The sequence below is a fragment of the Acidipropionibacterium virtanenii genome (assembly GCF_003325455.1).
GTDB lineage: Bacteria > Actinomycetota > Actinomycetes > Propionibacteriales > Propionibacteriaceae > Acidipropionibacterium > Acidipropionibacterium virtanenii.
On sequence record NZ_CP025198.1, the window covers coordinates 825,724 to 847,650 of the forward strand.

Here is a 21,927-nt window from a genome sequence, read left to right on the forward strand (position 1 = left end):
GCCGACTAATAAGGACTCGACCGGTGTTCATGACCACGCACGCTACCAGTCCGGTCCAATCCCTGGGACCGGCTGTCCGTATTCCGGACGTCTGGGGTCCGCCCGCTGATACGACGCTCACGGGTGCAGGTGCGCCATGAAGGGCAGCAGCGGCGACATCAGCCCGGCACTCATCCAGGCCATCCCGAAGCCCATCGCCGCATCGGTCAGGCCCGACAGCCGGGCAGTCGCCCGGGAGGTGGGGGCGACGTGGCAGCAGGAGGCGACCCCCGGATGGGGCGCCTTCGCGGTGGCGGTGCGCACCAGGCCGGAGATCCCCAGGATGACCAGGGCGACCATCAGCGGCAGGCCGATCCCGGTGACGAGGGTGAGGCCGGACATCTGGCCGCCCATCTGCCCGGACATGTCATGGCCGCCCGTACTCCCCATGCCTCCCATCGAGGAGTGCTCCGATCCCATCGAGGCCGACATTCCCGCCATGGCCGACAGATGCCAGGCCATCGCGCCGAACATGAGGGTGTGTCCCACCGCCAGCCAGGACATCCGCCATACCGCCATCGCCGCCATCCACAGGGTTCCAGCGGCGAAGACGCCGATCAGGACGGGTTCGGTGATGGCGCTGGAGAAGGGCATCCACCAGGATCGGGGGACCATCGCCAGCATCACCAGCGACATCACCACATGGCAGCACTGCGACACGGTGATCGCCCAGGCGTGCTGGGCGGGCCGGGAGGCGCCGATCAGCCCCATGCTGGCCAGCAGGTCGCGGACGGTCCAGATGAGGCACCAGCCGAACAGGATGAGAAGGCCGGAGAAGGTGACCGGACTGCCGGTGAGAGTGAACACGTCGCTCCTTGGAGGCGGCCCCGGCGGGGCCGTGCTCCGCTGACGTTAGTGACATAGCTCACGTGTTATCAACAGGGGGGACGACCCCCCTGCGCTCGCCAGGGCTCGCCTGCCCCATCGGTGGGCTCGGCATGGAAGAATCGCACCATGGCCAGTGAGGATCGCAGCAGCCCGTCAGCCGAGCACTTCGACGTCGTCGTCATCGGGTCGGGCTCGGGCAACACCGTCCTCGGCAAGGAGTTCGCCGATCTCAAGGTCGCCATCGTCGACTCCGGGACCTTCGCGGGCACCTGTCTGAACCGCGGCTGCATCCCCTCCAAGATGTTCGTCCTCCCGGCCGATCTGGCCGCCTCCGTCGGCGACGCCGGGAGGGTCGGCGTCGATCTGGACTTCGAGGGAGCCTCCTTCACGGCGATCCGCGACCGGATCTTCTCCCGGATCGATCCGATCAGCGCAGAGGAGCTGGCATTCCGTCAGGGCCTGGCCAACACCACGGTGTTCACCGAGGAGGCGAGTTTCGTCGATCCGCATACCCTTCTGGTGGGGCGGCGCCGGATCACCGCCGACCAGATCGTGCTGGCCGCCGGCTCGCGGCCCAGGGTGCCCGAGCTGCTCGGTATCGACGATCCGCGCTGGTCGCACCGCATCCACACCTCGGACACGATCATGCGGATCGACGAGCTGCCCGAGCGGATCGTCATCCTCGGAGGCGGCTTCATCGCCGCCGAGTTCGCCCACATCTTCTCCGCCCTGGGATCCAAGGTCACCGTCGTCAACCGGTCCGGGCGGATGCTGCGGCGCGAGGACATCGACATCTCCAAGAGCTTCACCGAGGAGCTGGCCTGGCGGGCGTCGCTGCGGATGTCGGAGGATCTCGTGGCGATCGAGGAGGACGCCGGGGGCCACCTCGTCGTGGTCACCGTCGATCCCTACGGCGTCGACTACATGTACCCGGCCGACGTCGTCCTCAACGCCACCGGCCGCATCCCCAACTCCGACCGGCTCAACCTGCCGGCCGCCGGGGTGGAGACCGATGACAACGATTTCGTGGTCGTCGACGAGCACCAGCGCACCAGCGTCCCTCATATCTGGGCGCTCGGCGACATCTGCTTCCCGGGGCTTCTCAAGCACGTCGCCAATGCCGAGGCCCGGGTGGTGCGTCACAACCTGCTCAATCCGGATGGACTCATCAGCTCCGACCATCGGTTCGTGCCCCACGCTGTCTTCTCCAACCCTCAGGTGGCCTCGGTGGGAGCCACCGAGCAGAGGCTGCGCCAGTCCGAGACCCCCTATGTCGCCTTCACCCAGCAGTACTCCGACGTCGCCTACGGGTGGGCGATGGAGGATTCCGGCCATTTCGTCAAGCTGCTCGGGGATCCTGCCTCCCGCACCCTGCTCGGCGCCCACATCATCGGCCCCCAGGCCGCCACCCTCATTCAGGTGCCCATCCAGGCCATGAGCTTCGGGCAGCGGGTCGATGACGTGGCCAGGGGCCAGTACTGGATCCATCCCGCGCTGCCCGAGGTCGTGGAGAACGCCCTGCTGGGCCTGGCGCGGGAGATGGACCGCGTCTGAACCCCGGTCCGGGCGGCTCCCGGGATGCCGGTGATCAGTTCTCGGCCCGGCCGGACCGCCAGTAGCCCATGAAGGCGATCCGCGACCGGTCCACGCCGTGTTCGGCCACCAGCAGCCGCCGCAGCGTTCTCACAGCGGCGGCCTCCCCGGCGATCCACGCGTAGAAGTCGGCTCCCGGATCGGCCTGCGGGGCCTCCCACAACAGCTCGTGGTCGACGTCGACGTCGGCCAGGGGGCCGGTCTCGTGCCCCAGGGGCATGAATTCGGGGTTGCCGGAGGCGAAGGAGCCGATCTCCTCGACGAGCCGGGCGCCCACCTGCCCCTGGCGGGCCATCCAGTGGGTGTGGATGCCCTCGCAGGAGTCCAGGGACAGCCGGTCAGCCTCGGAGGGCACCTCCATGAACGCGTGGACGTTCCAGCCGCCGTCGGGCCCGGGGTCCGAGGACAGCGACTCCAGGATCGAGCAGATCGCCGGGACGGCCGTCTCGTCACCGGCCAGCAGCAGGTTCCGTGCCCGGCCGGGGTGGAAGTCGATGCCCAGCCCGTGCAGCGGGGAACGGGAGTCGGGTCCGACGATCACCAGTTCCTCGCCGATCAGGGCCCGGTCCGGGAATGAGCCCCCGGGCCCGGCGCCGTCATGCACGGCGAAGTCGACAGTGAGTTCACGGGCCACCGGATCGATGGCGCGCACGGTGTAGGTGCGGATCGGGTTGCGCCGGTCGTCATCGGCCTCCAGCCAGCGCGGATACCAGTCGCCGGAGGCCAGCTCGACCGGGTCGTCGAGACCCAGGTCGATCCAGCCGCCGTCCCGGTTGGCGAAGAGCAGCTTGATCCGCTGGTCCAGCCCGTCGGTGCCGAAGATGTCGAGATCCTCCCCGGTGAAGACCAGGCGCCGGAAATGGGGGCTGAGGGTCTGCTTGTCCGCCACCTGCACCCGGAAGGGCCGGGCCCCCTTGGCGGCGACCGGGCGCGGATCGGTGGTCATGCGGCCTCCTCGGCGCGGGACGGGTCCTCGGAGCGGACGTCGTGGTCGGCGTCCGCAGTGCCCGCAGTGCGCACGGTGTTCTCGGCGCGTCCCAGGGGCACGACGACGGGGGAGCCGTTGACCGGATCGGTGAGGATCCGCGTCTCCAGGTCGAAGACCTCTCGCAGCACAGGCTCGGTGACCACCTCGCAGGGCGCTCCCTGGGAGCGCACCGATCCGTCGCGCATGGCCACCAGCCAGTCGCAGTAGCGTGCCGCCATGTTGATGTCGTGAAGCACCATCACCACGGTGGTGCCGCGGTCCCGGTTGAGGCGGCCGAGCAGTTCGAGGACGTCGATCTGGAAGGTGAGGTCCAGGTAGGTGGTCGGCTCGTCGAGGAGCAGCAGGTCGGTCTGCTGGGCCAGCGCCATGGCGATCCACACCCGCTGCCGCTGCCCGCCCGACAGCTCGTCGACCGGGCGGTGAGCCAGCTCGGCGGTGCCGGTCTGATCCAGCGCGTCGGCGACGGCCCGGTCGTCGGCGGCGCTCCAGCGTGCGAAGGCGCCGCGGTGGGGGGCGCGTCCCCGGGAGACGAGATCGGCCACCGCGATGCCCTCGGGGCAGGTGGGCGATTGCGGCAGCAGCCCGAGGAGTCGGGCCACCTTGCGGGTGGGCAGGGAGCTGATGGCCTGCCCGTCGAGCAGCACCGATCCCGCGCTGGGCCTCAGCAGTCTCGACAAGGTGCGCAGCAGGGTCGACTTGCCGCAGCCGTTCGGGCCGATGATGGCCCCGATACCGTGATCGGGGACGGTGAGGTCGAGGGCCTCGATGACGCTGCGATCGCCGTATCCGACGGCCACCCCCTGTGCAGAGAATGTGTGATCGGTCATGCCGGCTCCTTCCGGGTCATTCGCACGATGAGGATGATGAGGTAGATCCCGCCGACGATGCCGGTGACGACGCCGACGGGGTAGCTGTGCGCCAGCAGGTGCTGGGCGATGAGGTCGGAGGCGAGCACCATCACCGATCCGACCAGGGCGGCGGGCAGCAGCGGCGAGCGGCCCGCGCCGATGAGATTGGCGGCGATCGGCCCGCACAGCAGGCTGACGAAGGCGATCGGCCCGGTGGTCGCGGTGGCGGTGGCCAGCGCCACGACGGCGACCAGCATGATCGCCACCCGGGTCGCCTGGACGTGGACGCCCAGGCCGGTGGCGGTGTCGTCCCCCAGCCGCAGGGTGTCCAGGTGGCGCGACAGCACGGCGATCGCGGGGACCCCGACGGCCAGGCCGATGAGCAGCGGGACCAGGCCGATCCAGGTGGATCCGTTGAGGCTTCCGGTGAGCCAGCGGCTGGCGGCCTGGATGTCCCACTGGTCGGCGCGCACCATGATCCACATGGTCACGGCGTCGAGCATCGAGCTCACCGCGATGCCGATGAGGATGAGACGGCCTGTGGCCCCGCGGCCCTGCCAGGCCAGCAGGGCGATCGCCAGGGCGGTCAGCAGCCCGCCGGTCACCGCCGTCGCGGCCAGCGCCGCCCCCGACAGGCCCAGCACGATGATGCCGGCCACCGCGGCCGTGTTGGCGCCGGCGGTGATGCCGATGATGTCGGGGGAGGCCAGGGTGTTGCGCAGCAGGATCTGGAAGCTGGCCCCGGCCAGGCCGAACGCGGCTCCGGCGAGAATCGCGGTGGTGGCCCGGGGCAGGCGCAGCCGGCCCACCGTGAACCAGGCGCCCGGCACGTGCTCCCCCTGGATCACGTGAAGCACCTGGGCGGGGGAGTAGATCCGTTCGCCGAAGCACAGGGCGGTGAGGAACAGCGCCGCGACGAGGATCGCCAGGACGGCGACGACGATCAGCTTGCGGCGCCGGCCGGCCAGCCGGCGCCGGCGCACCAGATCGGCCGTTCCCGGGCCGGCGGGTGAGGCGACCCGGGCGGAATCAATGGTCATCGGTCCTCCCATCTCACAGCTCCGCGAATCTGCGGTTGCGCACCAGGGCGATGAACACCGGCGCACCGACGACCGCCATCACGATGCCGACCTGGATGTCTGTGGGGCGGGTGACGATCCGGCCCACGACGTCGGCCAGCAGCAGCAGGAGGGGGCCGACGATCACCGACCAGGCCAGCACCCATCTGTTGTCGGCACCGACGAGTGCGCGCACCGCGTGCGGCACGATGAGTCCCACGAACCCGATCGGTCCCGCCAGGGCCGTGGAGGCGGCCGCCAGGAGCACGGCCGCCGAGGCCACCAGCAGCCGGGTGCGTCCGACGTTGACGCCCAGCCCCCGGGCCAGCTCGTCGCCCAGGGCCAGGGAGTTCAGGGCCCGGCCCGACAGGATCACCAGCACCGCGCCGACCAGGAAGAAGGGCAGCACCCCGGTCATCTGGTCGAAGCGGGCCCCCTCGATGCCGCCGGCCTGCCAGGTGCGGAAGGACTGCAGCAGCTGGGCGCGGGGCAGCAGCACCGCCTGGGTGATGCTGGTGAGGACGGCGGCCAGCACCGCCCCGGCCAGGGCCAGGCGCAGCGGGGTGGGCCGTCCGCGTCCTCCCGATCCGACGGCCCACACGGCCGCCGCGGCCAGTGCTGCTCCGGCGACCGCCAGCCAGATGTACTGGGAGGCGGAGTCCAGTCCGATGTAGGCCATCCCGATCACGATGAACGCCGCGGCGCCGGCGTTGACGCCGAGTATCCCGGGATCGGCCAGCGGGTTGCGGGTGATGCCCTGCATCAGTGCTCCCGAGACGGCCAGGGAGGAGCCCACCAGCAGCCCCAGGACGGTCCGGGGGATGCGGGAGCGGACCGCCTCGGCCGCGATGGTGCTCACCGACGGGTCCGTGAGGGCCTGCCAGATCTGAGCCGGGGCCACGGTGCGCGAGCCGATCCCCACTGACGCCGCGCACGCGGCGAGCAGGGCGAGGACGGCGAGCACCAGCCCCCACCGGCGCACCCGGCCGGGCGTGCCGGTGGAGCCGACCGACGAGCCTGTCAGGTCCGGCCGGCCCGACAGGGCGACCGAGCCTGGCTGCGCCGTCGGGGTCACGGCGTCAGCCGATCTTCGCCGCGGCCTCGGCCAGAGCCTTGGTGTAGGCGCCGACCTGATCCGGGATGGACAGCACCGAGGGGGAGACCGCCGAGGCGAGCTCCGAGTTGTCCTGGATGACGGCCACCGAGCCCCGCTTGACGGCGGTGATCTTCGACAGCAGCGGATCCTTCTGGAGGGTCGGCAGCAGGGTCTTCGGGTCCCCGTAGCAGACGATGATGTCGACGTCGGAGAAGACGTCGGCGTTCTCGGCGGAGATGTCCCTGTAGAAGGAGGTGGTGCCCTTCGACTGCCGGGTCACCGAGTCGGCGATCGGCAGGCCGAGATCGGCCAGGTACTGGGGCCGGGCGTCGCCGGCGGTGTAGATGCCGATGGTCGACAGCTTCTTGGGGTCGAAGTACATCACGGCGGCTGTGCGGCCCTTCAGGCCCTTGTGGGCCGCGACGGCGGCGGCCATCTTCTTCTCGCAGTCGGCGATGACCTTCGTGCCGTCGGCGCTGCGACCCATCGCCTTGGCGGTATCGCGCATCACGTCGCGCCAGGTGGCGCCCCAGGCGATCTTCGAGGTGTAGGGAACCGTCGGGGCGATCTCCGAGAGAGTCGTGTACTGCTGCTTGGTGATGCCCGAGGAGATGCCGAGGATGAGGTCGGGCTCGGTGTCGGCGATGGCCTCCGTGTCCAGCGAGTCGGTCTCGTCGTAGGTCTTGGGCAGGGTGCCGCCGAGTGCGGCGGCCGCCTTGGCGGTCCAGGCGAGCATCCCGTTCTTGTCGACGACGCCGTAGTTGGCCTTGGGCATCCCGACCGGCATGACGCCCAGGGCCAGCACGGCGTCCTCCCCGCTCCACCCCGAGGTCGCGACCCGGCTCGGTGCCGAGTCGATCGTCGTGGTGCCCCAGGCGTGCTTGATGCTGACCGGGAAGGAGTCGGTGGCCTTGGGCGCCGACGATCCTGCGACCGACGAACCGGAGGACGAGGCGCCCGAGGACGATGAGCCGGCACCGCATGCCGACAGGCCGAGGACCGCGGCTGTGCCCGCCGCTGCGGAGAAGATGCCGCGTCGGCTCACTGCACGGGTGAGGAAACGGGGTGTATCGGTCACGGACGTGACTCCTCTCGTCGGGTGCTCTGGGCACGGCGAGGGTTCGACGGCTCACACGGCACCCAAGAGAGGTTAGCCTGTCCTAACTTCAGAAATCAATTTCTGGCTAGGGCTTATTCCAGATGCTGGCTCGAGCCCGCGCGTCGACAGTTCTTCCTGCCGTCGAGGAGGATCCCTGAAGCGGGAGATCACCCGAAGCGGCCGGAGATGTAGTCCTCGGTGGCCTTCTCGGAAGGATTCGAGAAGATCTGCTCGGTGGAGTCGATCTCCACCAGATGGCCCGGCTCCCCCTGGGCCTTGAGGTTGAAGAAGGCCGTCTGGTCGGAGACCCGGGCCGCCTGCTGCATGTTGTGGGTGACGATGACGACGGTGAACTGCTCCTTGAGGTCGTTGATGAGATCCTCGATGGCCAGCGTGGAGATCGGGTCCAGGGCCGAGCAGGGCTCGTCCATCAGCAGCACCTCCGGCTGCACCGCGATGGCCCGGGCGATGCACAGTCGCTGCTGCTGGCCGCCCGACAGGGAGGCTCCGGAGCGCTCCAGCCGGTCCTTGACCTCCTCCCACAGGTTGGCGGCCCGCAGCGAGCGCTCGCACACCTGGTCCAGGGTCTTCCTGTTCTTGACGCCGTTGAGCCTCAGCCCGGCCACCACGTTGTCGCGGATGGACATCGCCGGGAAGGGGTTGGCGCGCTGGAAGACCATGCCGACGTTGCGGCGCACCGCCACCGGATCCACCCCCTTGCCGTAGAGGTCCACCCCGTCCAGCTGCACCGATCCGTTGCAGTGGGCGCCGGGGATCACCTCGTGCATCCGGTTGAGGGTGCGCAGCACAGTCGACTTGCCGCAGCCCGAGGGGCCGATGAAGGCGGTGACGGTGCGGGGCTGGACGGTGAGGCTCACCGACTCCACGGCGTGGAAGTCGCCGTAGTAGATGTTGAGGTCCTCGACCTCGATGCGCTTGGCCATTGCTCAGTTCACTTCCGTCATTCTTGTCATTGCGGGAACGCCGAGGCCGGACGCCGTGATCATCGGCCCATCCGGCGGATGAATCGGCGGGACACGGCCTTGGCGATCAGGTTCAGCCCCATCACCAGGATGATCAGGGTCAGGGCCGCTCCCCACACGGTGGGGGTGTCGGCCGATCCCTGGGTGTAGGCGTTCGAGATGATCGTGGGCAGCGTCGCGAAGGTCGGGGAACCCGGATTCAGGGTGATGTACTGGTTGAACTGCAGCAGCACGATCAGCGGAGCCGTCTCTCCCATCACCCGGGCCAGGCCCAGCACGATGCCGGTGATGATGCCCGAGACCGACGTCGGCAGCACCACCGAGATGATCGTCCGCCACTTCGGGACGCCCAGTGCGAAGGACGCCTCCCGCAGCGAGTCCGGCACCAGCTTGAGCATCTCCTCGGTGGAGCGCAGCACGGTCGGCACCATGAGGATCACCAGGGACGCGGACGCCGCCCAGGCCGACTGGCGCCCTCCCAGGGTGGTGATGACCAGGGCGAAGACGAACAGCGCCGCGACGATGGAGGGCACCCCGGAGAGCACGTCCACGGCGAAGCTGATCACCCTGGCGATCTTCCGCCCCCGGGCGTACTCCACCAGGTAGATGGCGGTGAGCAGTGCGATCGGCACCGAGATGACAGCTGTGATGAGGCCGATCTCCACGGTGCCGATGATGGCGTGCAGGGCCCCCCACTTCGCCTGGTCGGCGGCATCCATGGCGTCGGTCCACCACGCGGTGCGCAGCAGCGACCCGATGCCCCTGCTGATGGCCGACCACAGCACCCACACCAGCGGGATGACGGCCAGCAGGGTGGCGGTCACCATGAAGACGGAGGCGAGTCCGTTGCGGGCGGTCCTCGAACCGGAGGGCCGGGTGAGGTCTAGGTCGGACGCCGGCTCGTCGGTGGTTTGTCCGGAGATCAGATCCGTGGCGGTCATCTGCGGACCCCTCTCCCGGCGATGGCCCGGGCCGCCGCATTGACGATGAAGGTGATGATGAACAGGCTCAGCGCCGAGGCCACCAGGGCGCCGAGGGCCCCGGGATCATTGATCGCCTCGGAGAAGTCCCGGGCGATCTTCGAGGCGAAGGTGTCGCCGCCGGTGAAGATCGACGGGTTGAAGGCCTTGCGCAGCTGCATCTGGCTCACCTGCTGCAGGATCAGGGTGACCGCCAGGGTCTCGCCGAGAGCGCGCCCCAGGCCGAGCATCGACCCGGAGATGATGCCGGAGCGCGAGTGCGGCAGCACGGCGGTGCGGATCACCTCCCAGCGCGTCGCTCCCAGGGCCTGCGCCGCCTCGATCTGGTCGCGCGGGGTCTGGGCCATCACATCGCGACTGGTCGCGGTGATGATCGGCAGGATCATGATCGCCAGCACCACCGATGCCAGGAAGACCGTGCCGGTGGGATCGGTCCACGACGGGGTCGCCTTGAAGATCGGGATCCACCCCAGCAGATCGATGAGGACCTCGCGGATCCACACGATCACCCCGGACGAGCCGAGGACGATGCCGCCCCACAGACCGAAGATGATCGAGGGGACGGCGGCCAGCAGGTCGATGACGAAGGCCACCGGCCCCGCCAGTCGCCTCGGTGCCATCTGGGTGATGAACAGGGCGATGCCGATGGCCAGGGGGACGGCGATGACGAGTGCGATGATCGAGGAGATCACCGTGGTCCAGGCCATCGCGGCGATACCGAACTCCAGGGGCGAGGAGTCGGTGGACCAGGTGCGGGTGGTGAAGAAGTTCGCGTCGTCGTCGCTCAGCGCGGGCAGGGCGGCCTTGATCAGGAAGATCAGGATCACCAGCACCAGGACGGCCAGGGCGATCGCGATGCCGGCCGACAGACCGGAGAAGATCCGGTCGCCGACCCGCGACGGCGGCTTGAGACGGGACGCCGGTGCCGGCGAGCCCTCAGGCTGCGCCGGTCGGGTGGTCGAACGGATGTCGGCCATGGATATCAGGCGATGGCCTGGGCGGCGGCGATCACCTTGCCGGCGACCTCACCGGGCAGCGGGGCGTAGCCGGCGGCGGTGATGGCCTTCTGCTCCGCGTCGGAGGCGTAGAAGCTCATGAAATCCTTCAGCAGGGCCGTCTTCTGCGCGTCCAGACCCTTGGAGCAGACGATCTCGTAGGTCACCAGAACCGCGGGGTACACGCCTGCGGGGGTGTCCTTGTACTGCATCTCGAGTTGCAGATTGTTCCCGGCGCCGGCGCTCTTTGCGGCCGAGACGGCCTTGCCCGCGGACTCTCCCGACAGCTTGACCGGTCCGTTGCCGTTGTCGATGGCGACGGTCGTGAGGTCGTTCTTCTCGGCGTAGCTCCACTCGACGTAGGAGATGGAGTTCTTGGTGGACTTGACCGCCTGGGCGACGCCGGCGGACTTGTCGGCGCCCTTTCCGGTGCCCTTCCACTGCTTGGAGTGCTTCTCGGTCCACACGTCGCCGGCGGCCTTGTTGAGGTAGTTGGTGAAGTTGTCGGTGGTCCCCGACTCGTCGGAGCGGTAGAAGACCGAGATATCGGTGGAGGGCAGCTTCGCCGACGGGTTCTCCTTCTTGATGGCGGCGTCGTTCCACTTCAGGATCTCGCCGGAGAAGATGCCGGCCAGAGTCTGGGAGCTGAGGTTGAGCTCCTTGACGCCGTCCAGGTTCACCACGACGGCGATCGGACCGGCGGCCATCGGCAGGTGCCAGGCCTCGCTGGCCGAGCAGCGCTGGGCCGCCTTGGAGATCTCGCCCTTGTCGGCGGACAGCGCCGAGTCGGATCCGGCCCAGTCGATCTGCTTGCCGAGGAAGGCCGAGACCCCGGCTCCCGAACCGGTGATCGAGTAGTTGACCTTGCTGGATCCGCAGGCCTTCTTGTAGTCGTTGATCACCTGGGTGATCGCATTGGCCTGGGCCGAGGACCCGCCGCCGTTGATGGTGCCGCCCGGGCAGGTGGGCGTGTAGTCGGTGGGGCTCGGTGCGGCCGCGGCCACGGTGCTGGTGGCCTTCGCGGTGGAGGCGGCGGTCGATGCGGACGAGCCGGTCTCCGATGAGCCGCAGGCCGACAGGCCGAGGGCGCCCAGCAGGGCGACGGTGGTGAGCGTGGCGAGACGCGTGGTCTTCACAGGGAATCCTCGAGGTAGGGACTGTGGCGAGGAGGCCCGGGCAGTCCCCGCGACGCCGTCCGGCGCCGCGGCCCCCCCGGAACCTCGTACGCGGCTCACGCTAGGAGGATCACATGTCGCCCCGCCCCACTCCGGATGAACGGCGGGTGAACTGTCAGCGGCGAGTGTCCGGGTCTCTCAGACCGAGGGCCGATGCCACTCCTGGCGCACCGCGCGCCCCTTGTGGTCGAGGTGGACGATGAGGCACTCGGCGGTCGACATCGGATGGTTGCCCGAGTGCACCACGTCGCCCATGCTGGGCAGCACCGGGCGGTGGCCGCAGATCGCCAGCGGGGAGTCGGGATCGTCGAGGGCCTCGGCCACCAGCTTCTTCATGGCCCGCTTCGGCGCCTTGTGATGGGCCTCGAAGGTCTCCTCGGTGAATTCCGGGCACTCGGTGATCTCGATGTCGGAGTCTTTCGCGAAGGGCTGCAGGGTCTGCATGCACCTCTTCGACGGGGAACTCACCAGGCGCGTGACGCCGTAGGCGTCCAGCAGCGTGCGCAGCGCCTTGGCCTGCCGATGCCCCCGCCGGTCGAGGGGCCGCTTCGTGTCGTCGGCGTTGCCCTTCTTGGATCCCCACTCCTTGCGGCTGACCGCCTTGGCGTGGCGCACCATGAGGATCGTCATCGTCGGCGGGATCTCCAGAGCCTCCTCGAGCACCTGGACGTCGGTGTGGTAGCTCAGCCGTTCCCGGGCCTGCCCGACGTCGAGCCACAGCACCTCGTCGACCTCCGAGCGGTCGATCTCGCCCGCCTCGGCGGCGCACACCCTCGCCCGCCACCACTGGACCATCTTGCCGCCCTTGTGCGGTACGTCGTACTCGATCGGCTGGAGTCCGGCAGTCAGCCTCACCTTGACCCCGGTCTCCTCCAGAACCTCCCGCACGGCCGCGACCGGCGCGTCCTCGCCGGATTCCAGGTGGCCCTTCGGGAGGCTGATGTCGTCGTAGCGGGGGCGGTGGACGGTCAGTACCTGCGGGCCGTTCGGTCCGTCCCTCAGCACGACCGCTCCGGCCGCCATGATCGGCCCCCTGCGCCTGCTCATCAGTGCACCGGTCCGGGGCCAGGGGTGCGGGGGCGCACGACCGGCGTGCCCGTGCTGCGAGTGTCGCTCATCTCGGGCGCCTCACTTGCGTCGTTCCCTGGTGCGGCCGATGAGGACCTCCTGCAGGTCGGCCAGGACGTCGCCGTCGGCGTCGCGGGAGACCTGCTCCCACGCGCGGTCGTGCAACTGCCACGAGATGGTGCCCGGGTCGAAGGCCAGCGCGAAGAGCCCCTCGATCTCGGCGATGTGATCCTTGTTGGTGAGGCTCACCAGCACCTCGACGCGGCGGTCCAGGTTGCGGTGCATGAGGTCGGCCGAGCCGATCGCCACCGTGGGACTGCCGCCGTTGGCGAACCAGAAGACCCGCGAGTGCTCCAGGAAGCGGCCCAGGATCGAGCGCACCCGGATGTTCTCGCTCAGCCCGGGCACCCCGGGGCGGATCGAGCAGATGCCGCGCACCCACAGGTCCACCGGCACCCCGGCTCGCGAGGCTCGGTAGAGGGCGTCGATGACTCGCTCGTCGACGATCGAGTTCACCTTGATCTTGACCCCGGCAGGGCGACCGGCCTCCTGGTGCGCGATCTCATTCTCGATGGCGTCGATGATCCCGGTGCGGATCCCCTCGGGGGCCACCAGCAGCCGCCGGTACCGCTTCTCGGCGGTCATCCCCGACAGGTGGTTGAACAGCCGGGCGACGTCGTCGGTGATGATCGGGTTGCAGGTCAGCAGACCCAGATCCTCGTACTGGCGGGCCGTCTTCGGGTTGTAGTTTCCGGTGCCGATGTGGGCGTAGCGGCGCAACCCCTCGCCCTCGTCGCGGATCGCCAGGGACAGTTTGCAGTGGGTCTTCAGGCCCACCATCCCGTAGACGACGTGGACGCCGGCCTGCTCCAGCACCCGCGCCCAGGCGATATTGGCCTGCTCGTCGAAACGGGCCTTGATCTCGACGACGGCGAGCACCTGCTTGCCGGCCTGGGCGGCGTCGACCAGGGCGTCGACGATGGGGGAGTCACCGGAGGTGCGGTAGAGGGTCTGCTTGATCGCCAGCACCTTCGGGTCGGCGGCCGCCTGCTCGATGAACCGCTGGACGCTGGTGGCGAAGGAGTCGTAGGGGTGATGCACCAGCACGTCGCGGCGACGGATCGCCTTGAAGATGTTGGCCGGCCGGGCCGTCTCGACCTCTGCCAGGTGGGGGTGGGTGATCGGCAGGAAGTTCGGGTACTTCAGGTCGTCGCGATCCACCTTGGCCAGGGAGAACAGGCCGGTGAGATCCAGCGGCGCGGGCAGCCGGAAGACCTCGGACTCGCTGACCCCCAGTTCTCGGGTGAGCAGCTCGAGCATGTCGTCCTGGATGTCGCTCTGCACCTCCAGGCGGACCGGTGGACGGCCCACCTCTCGGCGCAGCAGTTCCTTCTCCAGGGAGAACAGCAGGTTCTCGGCGTCGTCCTCCTCCACCTCGACGTCCTCGTTGCGGGTGACGCGGAAGGTGGTGTGCTGCAGCACATGCATGCCGGTGAACAGCTGATCGAGATGACGGCTGATGATCTCCTCGAGGGGCACGAAGCGGCCGTGACCCAGGTGGAAGAAGCGGGGCAGCACCGAGGGCACCTTGACGCGGGCGAACTGGTCGGCGCCGGTCACCGGGTTGCGCAGCATCACCGCCAGGTTGATCGAGAGGCCGCGGATGTAGGGGAAGGGGTGCGAGGGGTCGACGGCCAGCGGGGTGAGCACCGGGAAGACCCGCTCGGAGAAGAGGGTGCGCATCCGGTCCTTCTCCTCGTCGTCGAGCTCGGACCAGGCGAGGATGTGGATGCCCTCCTCTGCGAGCTGGGGGCGGACGACGTCGGCGAAGACCTTCGACTGATCGGCCACCAGCTGGTGGGTGCGGTCGAGGATCGCCTCATGGAGGTCCCGGGGCATCTGGCCGGTGACGGTGGGCACGGCCACCCCGGCCGCGATCCGGCGCTTGAGACCGGCCACCCGCACCATGAAGAACTCGTCGAGATTGCTCGAGAATATGGCCAGGAAGTTGGCCCGCTCCAGCAGCGGGATCCGCTCGGAGTCCCGGGCCAGGTCCAGGACCCGGTCGTTGAACGCCAGCCAGGACAACTCGCGGTCGGAGAAGCGGTCCGCCGGAAGGTCGGCCACCTCACTCTCCCCGACGGGCGAGAGACCTGGGACTGACGTCGACTTCTTCTCCATCTGGCTGCTCCTCAACATGGCGATCGGGAGAGGCGGGCCGACAATCCACCGGATGCGGCACCGGCCACTCTCGGCTACGGAGCACAATCTACCGGAACCGGTCGCTGCGGGAGCGAGGGTCAGCGCTGGGCCTGGAATCGGTATCCGACAGAGCGGACCGTCTGGATGTGACCGTCGTACTCGGGGCCTATTTTGGCGCGCAGCCGCCGGATGTGGACGTCGACCGTGCGGGTGCCGCCGTAGTAGTCGTAGCCCCACACCTCCGACAGGAGGACATCGCGGGTGAGGACCCGCCCGGGGTGGGCCACCAGGAACTTCAGCAGTTCGAACTCGGTGTAGGTGAGATCCAGCGGCTGGCCGGCCACCGTCGCCGTGTAGGCCTCCTCATCGACGGTGAAAGGACCCGCGACCAGTTCCCGGGACTCCTGGCCAGAGGCCACGAATCGCAGCCTGGCATCGGCCTCCAGCGGGGTCGCGGTGTCGGAGAGGAAGTCGTCGGCCCCCCAGTCCCTGGTCACCACGGACAGGGTCGACGCCGAGGCCAGCAGCACCACCGGGGCGTTGGAGGTCTGGGAGGAGACCTGGAGGCAGACCTCCTTCGCTCTGGCCGGCTCGGTCCTGCAGTCCACCAGCACGACGTCGATCACATCAAGGTGATCGATGCAGTCCGCGACCTCGGAGTAGCGGTCGGTGGTGTGCGGCAGCAGTTCGAGGGCCTCGGGCAGCGGTTGGCCCGCGGGCCCGACAAGAGCCAGTCTCGACACGGTGTGCCTCCTCGTCCGGACGGGGCCGGGATGACCCGCCGGCCGTCTGCGTGCAAGTGGCCGGGCCCGTCGCATCTGCCCCCAATTATGGCGACAATCGTCCGCAACGCGTCCGGGGGCCGCATCGCGGCGTGTGGGCGGGGCCTAGCAATTGTCGGCGGGGGTGATCTGCGACATCGACCTCGGTAGACTCTCCGGGTGCCCACTGATCTTCCAGACGAGTGGTTCCGGCCCTCGCGACCCGAGGGGGACGGGGCCGGGGAGCTGGACCGACTCGCGGATCAGGCCCGTTCAGACTCCGAGGAAGGGCCGGATCACAGGCCCTTCTCGCCCTCATCGTCCAGCACCGCTGACGGCTCGCAGGAGGCGACGGATCCCGGTGCCCGCACGCTGGATCCGGAGAGCACCGGGAGGCTCAGCCTGGGCGGTCTCGACGACGAGGGCCCCAGCGTGGTCGTCGGCCACGCTCCCAGGCGGGGATCCCACAGCCGGGGGCACGGCCGCCGCGGCCCGCGCTGGCCGCTGCTGATCCTGGGCCTCACCCTGGCCCTGGTGCTAGGCCTCATCCTGGGATCGCTGGCGCGTAAGGCTCGCAGCTCCGAATCGCACATCAGTCCGGTGGGCAACAGCATCATGGCGCCGCAGACCACCGAGGCCCAGCCGTGGCGCGGATCGACGAGGATCGTCTCAGGAGTGAGTGCCGAGGCCTCCTGTGTCACGGCGCCGGCACTCGATGAGATGGGTCGCCAGGTTCGCTATCCGGCGGCCAACGCTGTCGACGGGAACCGGTCCACCGCCTGGCGGTGCGACGGCGAGGCGATCGGCCAGAGAGTGACCCTCGAGGTGCCCTCGGGTACCCGACTGGTGGGTGTCGGCATCATCAACGGCTACGCGAAGAACTCCGGCGGAACTGACCTGTACCACGAGTACCGCCGGGTGCTGAAGGTGCGCTGGACCCTGCCCGGCGGGAGTTGGTTCACCCAGGATCTCACCGACGGCAACGAGGGCGTCCAGGGGCTGAAGATCAGCCCGCATGTGGTCCGAGGGCCGGTCGTCATGACCATCCTGGCGTCCAGCTCCCCGGGTATGCCGGGTGAAGGCACCCGGGACGCCATCCTCGTCTCGGAGATTCAGCTGTATACGAGTTCTTGAGAAGGGGAGCGACTCCCCCTTCGCTCGCGCAGGCGCTCGCCGACCCCCTCGGGCGGCAGCCTGCGCCAGGGGCGGGTCGGTGTCGCCGGCCACTGGGCTCCTGTGAGTGTGCTTTGCGTCCCGTCATCCCACGTTGGCCCCTCTGCAGGAGGGCCAACGCGGAGTTGCGGGCGAAAGGTGGACGCACAGCAGATTCTCACATCAGGAACCGCGGATAGGGGAACGGCGGATAGGCTGAGCCGAATGGCTGGGAACCCGGGGGTCCAGGAGTTCTGGAGCCGCTGCCGGGAGGCCCTCCCCGGGCTCCCGGAGGAACTGCCCGATGCATGGGCGTTCGGCGCAACCCGCGACCAGGCCGATGAGCTGCTCGAACTGGTGCTCGACGGCACCAAGACCGGAACCGCCTCAGCCCTGTGGGACTACGAGCACAGCGGCGATGCGCTGCCGGCCGTCGGCGGGTACAGCATCATTCTCGACGGCCGGACCGCTCCCCGCGCCCTGATCGAAACGACGTCGGTCGACGTCGTCGCGTTCGGCGAGGTGTCAGGCGCGCATGCCCGTGCCGAGGGTGAGGGGGATCGCAGCCCTTCGACCTGGCGCGAGATTCATGAACGGTTCTGGCGCAACCATTCCGAGAACCCCGTGGCCAACGATCACGGGGGTTCATTCCTGGCTGCCGCACGCGCGGCGCGCGCTTGCCCTCGGGAAGCGGGGCGGGGTTCAGGGGGTCAGAGAACGTACTCGAACAGGTGGAACTGGCTCAGGTCCGTGCCCTCGTAGGCCACCGTGTGGCAGCCCAGATCGGTGAAGCCGTAGCGCTCGTAGAGCTTGCGCGCTGGGGTGTTCTCCACGTACGTGTCCAGCCGTACGGCCTTGCAGCCCTGCTCGCGGGCGACGTCGAGCGTCGCGTCCACCAGGAAGTGCGACACGCCCTTGCCGAGGTGTTCGGGGACAACGCCGAGGGCATGGACGACGAGGATCTCGTGCGGCGCGGCCTCGATCGCCCATGCAGCGTTCTGATAGGCCTCCACGGCGTCGTGGTTGAGCACCGTGACACCGGCGATGCTCCCGTCCCCGTCGAGCGCGAGGCAGAGCTCGCCGGCCTCGATCCAGCCGGCGACCTCCTCCGGGGTGGGGTGGTTCTCGGTGTGCCAATGCGGGAAATCGACCGTCTCGGCCAGGTGGTCGATGATCCGCCGGTACGCCTGCTGTGTGTCGGCGGTGTCGCTCGCACCTGCTCGTCGGAAGGTCAGGGTCACGTAACGTCAGTCCTTTCGCGTCGGGTCCGCCAGCGCCGTCCGACGCGCGACCTCGGTGCTACTTGATGCCAGACGTCCCTTCGTGCTGGAACCCGACATGGTGGTCGTATTCCTGTCCACGATTCTACGCTGTGACCCCCTTCCCCCAGTCTCGAACGCCCGCGTCCAGCTACGCGGAGAACGGTCCGGCGACACCGGACGACGTACCATCCGAACCCAGCCGGAGCACCCGTCGTCGCAAGTGCCATGAGCACACGCCAGAGCCAGAACAACGAACCGTCCCAGACGACCGACCATGCCCAGCCGAAGAGAGGGCCGACGCCGATCACCTGACTCACCGGCACGATCAGCGCGAGGACCATCAGCGCTCGGTGCCGGCAGCGCTGGCGCTCGGACCGTAGTGCGTGGTGCTGTCGCGCTCAGCCGATCCGGTCCCCCTGCACGGGACCTTCCGTGTTGGGCTTCCAGCCGAGTTCCGGTGCCACATGCCTGGCGAAGCTCTCCAGGATGTGGAGGTTCAGATCCACGCCGGCCTGGGACGGGATGGTCAGCATGAGGGTGTCCGCGGCCTGCACGGCGGCGTCGGCCTTCAGCTGTTCGATCAGCTTGTCGGGCTCATCCGTGTAGGTGCGGCCAAATGTCGCCCGCCCATTGTCGATGATCCCGATCTGGTCGGAGTCCTCGCCGGGGCGCATGCCGAACAGGTGACGGTCCTGCTCGGTGACGATGGGGAACACGCTGCGCGAGACCGACACGCGGGGACTGCCGGTGTGGCCCGCCTCCTTGTAGGCGGTGCGGAAGCGCTCGATCTGTTCGGCCTGGAGGTCGCCGAACGCAGCGCCGGTCGCCTCGGTGAGCAGGGTCGAGCTCATGAGGTTCAGGCCCATGCGCCCCGTTCGCTCGGCCGTGTCCCTGGATCCTGCGCCCCACCAGATGTGGGAGAAGAGATCCTCGGACTGCGGCTCGATGCGCAGAGGGGCATGGGGAGCGGCGTCGGACATGTAGGGCTGCGCCGCCGCACGGGTCATCGGCGTGCCCTGGATGGCCTGCAGGAAGGTCTCGAACTTCTCCTGCGCAATGTCTGCGCCGCGCGGGTCGGTCGAGCCGGTGTAGCCGAAGGACTCCCACCCGCGGTCGGCCGCCTCGGGGGCGCCGCGGGAGACCCCCAGTGCCACGCGTCCGTCGGCGATGAGATCGAGGGCTCCGGCCTCCTCCGCCAGATACAGCGGGTTCTCGTAACGCATGTCGATGACGCCGGTGCCCACCTCGATGCGCTCGGTGGTGGCGGCGATCGCCGACAGCAGCGGCATCGGGGATGCCGCCTGGCGGGCGAAGTGATGCACCCGGAAGTAGGCGCCGTTGACGCCGATCTCGTCGGCGCCCCGAGCGATCTCGATGGCCTCGTGCAGGGCCCGGCGGGCGTCCGGGTCGTAGGGCCCGGTACCCCGGCCGTAGTGGCCGAATGAGAGGAATCCGAAACTCTTCATACCGTCATCAAGGTCGTTGACGTGTCAATTATTCCCGAGGCGCCTTCAGCCCCGCACGACCCGCGTCATCTCCCGCCCCTGGCCGCCGGGACCGGCTGTCGCATCCCCGCATAGTGACTCGACAGCCTGCGGTACTGCGGCGAGACGAAGGCCAGCGCCACGGCGGCCAGCATGACCAGCCCCGCGATGAGGAACATGAGGGCGATCCCGCGGGTGTCGCCGCTGCCGAGCAACCACCCCAGCATGTGCCGCCCCGAACCTTCCCGCATCCAGGGGATGATTGCGAACTCCGCGACCGGCGCCACCAGAAAGGCGGAGACGGGGGTGGCGGCGCTCTCCAGACTCTGCGCGAAGCCGAAGACCCGGCCCTGCCGCTCGAAGGGCACCACGCGCTGCAGGATCGTCTGCTCGGACGCCTCGGCGGCCGGGATCATGCACATGTAGACGAAGATGCCCACGGCGAACAGCAGCCAGGACTCCCGGATCGCGAAGACGCCGCCCACCGCCGCCACGCCGATATTCACCGCGAGCAGGGTCCGGACCGGATTCGAGCCAAGGCCCGTCCTGGCGATGATCGCCCCGCCCACGATGAACCCGATACTGGTGACCCCCATGACGACTCCCCAGGCCTGAGCGCTCATCAGCTCCAGGCCGTACGGGTCCATGAGGGCCATGTAGACCCCGCCCACCAGGTTGTTGAAGCAGGTGAAGATGATCAGCGCGAAGAGTCCGGGCACTGAGCGGATGGCAGCGATCGAGCCGGCGAGATCCACCCGGTCCCGCAGGGTCGGGAGACCGTCCGGCACCGGGGCGGCCGCGCCCTCCCAGTCAGAAGCGGCATCGGCCTCAGAGGCTGCTCGAGGCGCTGTCGCGATACGGTCCTCGGGGATCGAGATGGTCACCAGATGGGCGAATGCGACGCCTGTCGCCGACAGGGCGATCAGCAGCGTGGGGCCCATGCCCAGGTACCCGATGGCCAGGCCTGAGAACACCGACGTCACCATGAATGCGATGCCCTGCACCATGCCCACCAGACCGTTGGCCTTGTCCCGCCGGCCGTCGGGGACCAGCAGGGTGACCGTGGTGGACAGCGCGATATTGCGCATGTTCTCCACCACGCTGCCCGCGAGGATCACGACGATGAACGCCCAGAAGGCGGGGGAGGCGACGCTGAGGAAGGCGCTGTCGGGCAGGGCGATCCACATGCCCGCGGCCAGGAGGTACATGCTGAAGGTGATGATCTGCGCGATCACCATGACCTTCTTCTTGCGGTTGTGGTCGACGATGACCCCGAACGCCAAGGAGCACACGGCCACCAGGGCCATATAGCCACCGCCGACGATTCCGGTGGCCAGCACCGATCGGGTCTCGATGTAGATCCAGAAGGTGAGCGCGAACCAGAGGAAGCTCGTGGTCACGTTCGCGAGCAGGGTGTTGACCAGGACGTGATGGAAGTTCTTCACGGGGCCCTCCTCGGTAGCTGCGGCGAAAGCCGGATCTCACTGACCGGTCACACTATGCACGCCGGGTCCGACAGTTCTGTCGACGGAGGAGACGACTCCGCGTCGCTCCGCTCCTGCCTCCTCGAGCGGGTCGGGTCTGCGTGCCCGGTTTGGGCTTCCCGCGTCCGGCCTCAGCGCCAGGTGTCAGAGTCGATGATGATCGTCACCGGGCCGTCGTTGGTCAGGCAGACCTTCATGTCGGCGCCGAAGATGCCGGTCTCGACGTGGGCGCCCAGGGTGCGCAGATGCTCGGCGAAGTGATCGATGAGGGGTTCGGAGACCGGCCCGGGAGCGGCGGCGCTCCAGGTGGGGCGGCGTCCCTTGCGGGTTCCCGCGTAGAGGGTGAACTGGCTGATCACCAGCAGGGGCGCCCCGACGTCCGAGGCCGACTTCTCGTCGGCAAGGATGCGCAGCCCCCACACCTTGGATGCCACCTTCTCCACCACCGCGGGGGTGTCGTCGTGGGTGATTCCCGCCAGGATCACCAGGCCCGGGGAGGGAAGCTCGCCGACCAGCCGCCCGTCGACCCGGACCGATCCCTCAACGGCCCGCTGGACGACGACTCTCATCGGGACGCGCCGTCCTGCTCCTCCTGGCTGGCCGCGCGGCAGTGGCAGCGCTCATCGACGGGGACCCCGGAAAGGGCCTGGTCGATGTGCTCGCCGCATCCCTCCCAGGTCGGTCGTCCGCAGGTCGGGCAGGTGACGCGGTGGCACATGGGCAGATCCTCTCGAGCGGTCCTGTGCAGCGGCGCAGGACAGGGTGCGATGTCGGGGCCGCCGTCCAGACGGCCGCAAACGATGCTACGACACGATCCGGGCGCATGACATGA

Annotated in this window: 21 protein-coding genes; 3 read left to right on the forward strand and 18 right to left on the reverse strand. The window is 68.9% G+C overall.

Going from position 1 to position 21,927, the window contains the following annotated elements; translation table 11 throughout:
* Window positions 1–117: 117 nt before the first annotated feature.
* Window positions 118–846 carry a DUF5134 domain-containing protein gene (locus JS278_RS03645; RefSeq protein ID WP_114044009.1) on the reverse strand — a complete coding sequence of 243 codons (729 nt, stop codon included), beginning with the start codon at window positions 844–846 and terminating at the stop codon, window positions 118–120.
* 147 nt (window positions 847–993) lie between these two features.
* Here JS278_RS03645 and JS278_RS03650 point away from each other — a divergent pair, with 147 nt between their 5' ends.
* The gene (locus JS278_RS03650; RefSeq protein WP_114044010.1) at window positions 994–2,421 is read left to right on the forward strand and encodes a mycothione reductase; all 1,428 of its coding nucleotides are present in this window, start codon (window positions 994–996) and stop codon (window positions 2,419–2,421) included.
* Window positions 2,422–2,455: 34 nt separating this feature from the next.
* Here JS278_RS03650 and JS278_RS03655 read toward each other — a convergent pair whose 3' ends face one another.
* The 12 genes from JS278_RS03655 to JS278_RS03710 form a co-directional block, all read right to left on the reverse strand.
* Window positions 2,456–3,406: a siderophore-interacting protein gene (locus tag JS278_RS03655; protein ID WP_114044011.1), complete on the reverse strand. Its 951-nt coding sequence runs from the start codon at window positions 3,404–3,406 to the stop codon at window positions 2,456–2,458.
* Window positions 3,403–4,275 (reverse strand): ABC transporter ATP-binding protein, encoded by an 873-nt coding sequence (locus JS278_RS03660; RefSeq protein WP_114044012.1) that lies wholly within the window; start codon window positions 4,273–4,275, stop codon window positions 3,403–3,405. Before JS278_RS03660 ends, JS278_RS03655 begins: the two co-directional genes overlap by 4 nt.
* Window positions 4,272–5,336 (reverse strand): FecCD family ABC transporter permease, encoded by a 1,065-nt coding sequence (locus JS278_RS03665; RefSeq protein WP_245935188.1) that lies wholly within the window; start codon window positions 5,334–5,336, stop codon window positions 4,272–4,274. Before JS278_RS03665 ends, JS278_RS03660 begins: the two co-directional genes overlap by 4 nt.
* A gap of 13 nt (window positions 5,337–5,349) precedes the next feature.
* On the reverse strand, window positions 5,350–6,429 hold the full coding sequence (locus JS278_RS03670) for a FecCD family ABC transporter permease (RefSeq protein WP_245935189.1): 1,080 nt from the start codon (window positions 6,427–6,429) through the stop codon (window positions 5,350–5,352).
* A gap of 4 nt (window positions 6,430–6,433) precedes the next feature.
* Complete coding sequence (locus tag JS278_RS03675; protein WP_114044014.1) at window positions 6,434–7,528, reverse strand: ABC transporter substrate-binding protein; 1,095 nt, start codon at window positions 7,526–7,528, stop codon at window positions 6,434–6,436.
* 188 nt (window positions 7,529–7,716) lie between these two features.
* The gene (gene pstB / locus JS278_RS03680) at window positions 7,717–8,493 is read right to left on the reverse strand and encodes a phosphate ABC transporter ATP-binding protein PstB (RefSeq protein WP_114044015.1); all 777 of its coding nucleotides are present in this window, start codon (window positions 8,491–8,493) and stop codon (window positions 7,717–7,719) included.
* Between the two features lie 59 nt (window positions 8,494–8,552).
* Window positions 8,553–9,473 carry a phosphate ABC transporter permease PstA gene (gene pstA / locus JS278_RS03685; RefSeq protein ID WP_114044016.1) on the reverse strand — a complete coding sequence of 307 codons (921 nt, stop codon included), beginning with the start codon at window positions 9,471–9,473 and terminating at the stop codon, window positions 8,553–8,555.
* Window positions 9,470–10,480 (reverse strand): phosphate ABC transporter permease subunit PstC, encoded by a 1,011-nt coding sequence (gene pstC / locus JS278_RS03690; protein WP_425451492.1) that lies wholly within the window; start codon window positions 10,478–10,480, stop codon window positions 9,470–9,472. Before pstC ends, pstA begins: the two co-directional genes overlap by 4 nt.
* A gap of 14 nt (window positions 10,481–10,494) precedes the next feature.
* Window positions 10,495–11,643 carry a phosphate ABC transporter substrate-binding protein PstS gene (gene pstS, locus JS278_RS03695; protein ID WP_181833816.1) on the reverse strand — a complete coding sequence of 383 codons (1,149 nt, stop codon included), beginning with the start codon at window positions 11,641–11,643 and terminating at the stop codon, window positions 10,495–10,497.
* A gap of 177 nt (window positions 11,644–11,820) precedes the next feature.
* Window positions 11,821–12,729: an NUDIX hydrolase gene (locus tag JS278_RS03700; protein ID WP_114044018.1), complete on the reverse strand. Its 909-nt coding sequence runs from the start codon at window positions 12,727–12,729 to the stop codon at window positions 11,821–11,823.
* Between the two features lie 81 nt (window positions 12,730–12,810).
* Window positions 12,811–14,931 (reverse strand): RNA degradosome polyphosphate kinase, encoded by a 2,121-nt coding sequence (locus tag JS278_RS03705; RefSeq protein WP_114044019.1) that lies wholly within the window; start codon window positions 14,929–14,931, stop codon window positions 12,811–12,813.
* Window positions 14,932–15,050: 119 nt separating this feature from the next.
* Complete coding sequence (locus tag JS278_RS03710) at window positions 15,051–15,695, reverse strand: winged helix-turn-helix transcriptional regulator (RefSeq protein WP_114044020.1); 645 nt, start codon at window positions 15,693–15,695, stop codon at window positions 15,051–15,053.
* 198 nt (window positions 15,696–15,893) lie between these two features.
* On the opposite strand from JS278_RS03710, the gene JS278_RS03715 reads away from it, so the two are divergent.
* A complete protein-coding gene (locus tag JS278_RS03715) occupies window positions 15,894–16,847 on the forward strand; it encodes an NADase-type glycan-binding domain-containing protein (protein WP_114044021.1) in 954 nt (317 codons plus the stop codon).
* A 243-nt stretch (window positions 16,848–17,090) separates the two neighbouring features.
* A complete protein-coding gene (locus JS278_RS03720) occupies window positions 17,091–17,627 on the forward strand; it encodes an ASCH domain-containing protein (protein WP_114044022.1) in 537 nt (178 codons plus the stop codon).
* On the opposite strand, the gene JS278_RS03725 is transcribed toward JS278_RS03720, so the two are convergent.
* The 5 genes from JS278_RS03725 to JS278_RS15965 all read right to left on the reverse strand — a co-directional run bounded on the left by JS278_RS03725 (window position 17,576) and on the right by JS278_RS15965 (window position 21,813).
* Window positions 17,576–18,106 (reverse strand): GNAT family N-acetyltransferase, encoded by a 531-nt coding sequence (locus tag JS278_RS03725; RefSeq protein ID WP_114044023.1) that lies wholly within the window; start codon window positions 18,104–18,106, stop codon window positions 17,576–17,578. The genes JS278_RS03720 and JS278_RS03725 overlap by 52 nt on opposite strands.
* Window positions 18,107–18,525: 419 nt before the next feature.
* Entirely contained in the window at window positions 18,526–19,593 is a 1,068-nt protein-coding gene (locus tag JS278_RS03730) for an LLM class flavin-dependent oxidoreductase (RefSeq protein ID WP_114044024.1), read from the reverse strand.
* A gap of 65 nt (window positions 19,594–19,658) precedes the next feature.
* Window positions 19,659–21,056 carry an MFS transporter gene (locus tag JS278_RS03735; RefSeq protein ID WP_114044025.1) on the reverse strand — a complete coding sequence of 466 codons (1,398 nt, stop codon included), beginning with the start codon at window positions 21,054–21,056 and terminating at the stop codon, window positions 19,659–19,661.
* 170 nt (window positions 21,057–21,226) lie between these two features.
* Complete coding sequence (gene dtd / locus JS278_RS03740; protein WP_114044026.1) at window positions 21,227–21,664, reverse strand: D-aminoacyl-tRNA deacylase; 438 nt, start codon at window positions 21,662–21,664, stop codon at window positions 21,227–21,229.
* On the reverse strand, window positions 21,661–21,813 hold the full coding sequence (locus tag JS278_RS15965; protein ID WP_181833817.1) for a hypothetical protein: 153 nt from the start codon (window positions 21,811–21,813) through the stop codon (window positions 21,661–21,663). The genes dtd and JS278_RS15965 overlap by 4 nt, the downstream gene beginning before the upstream one ends.
* Window positions 21,814–21,927 lie beyond the last annotated feature (114 nt).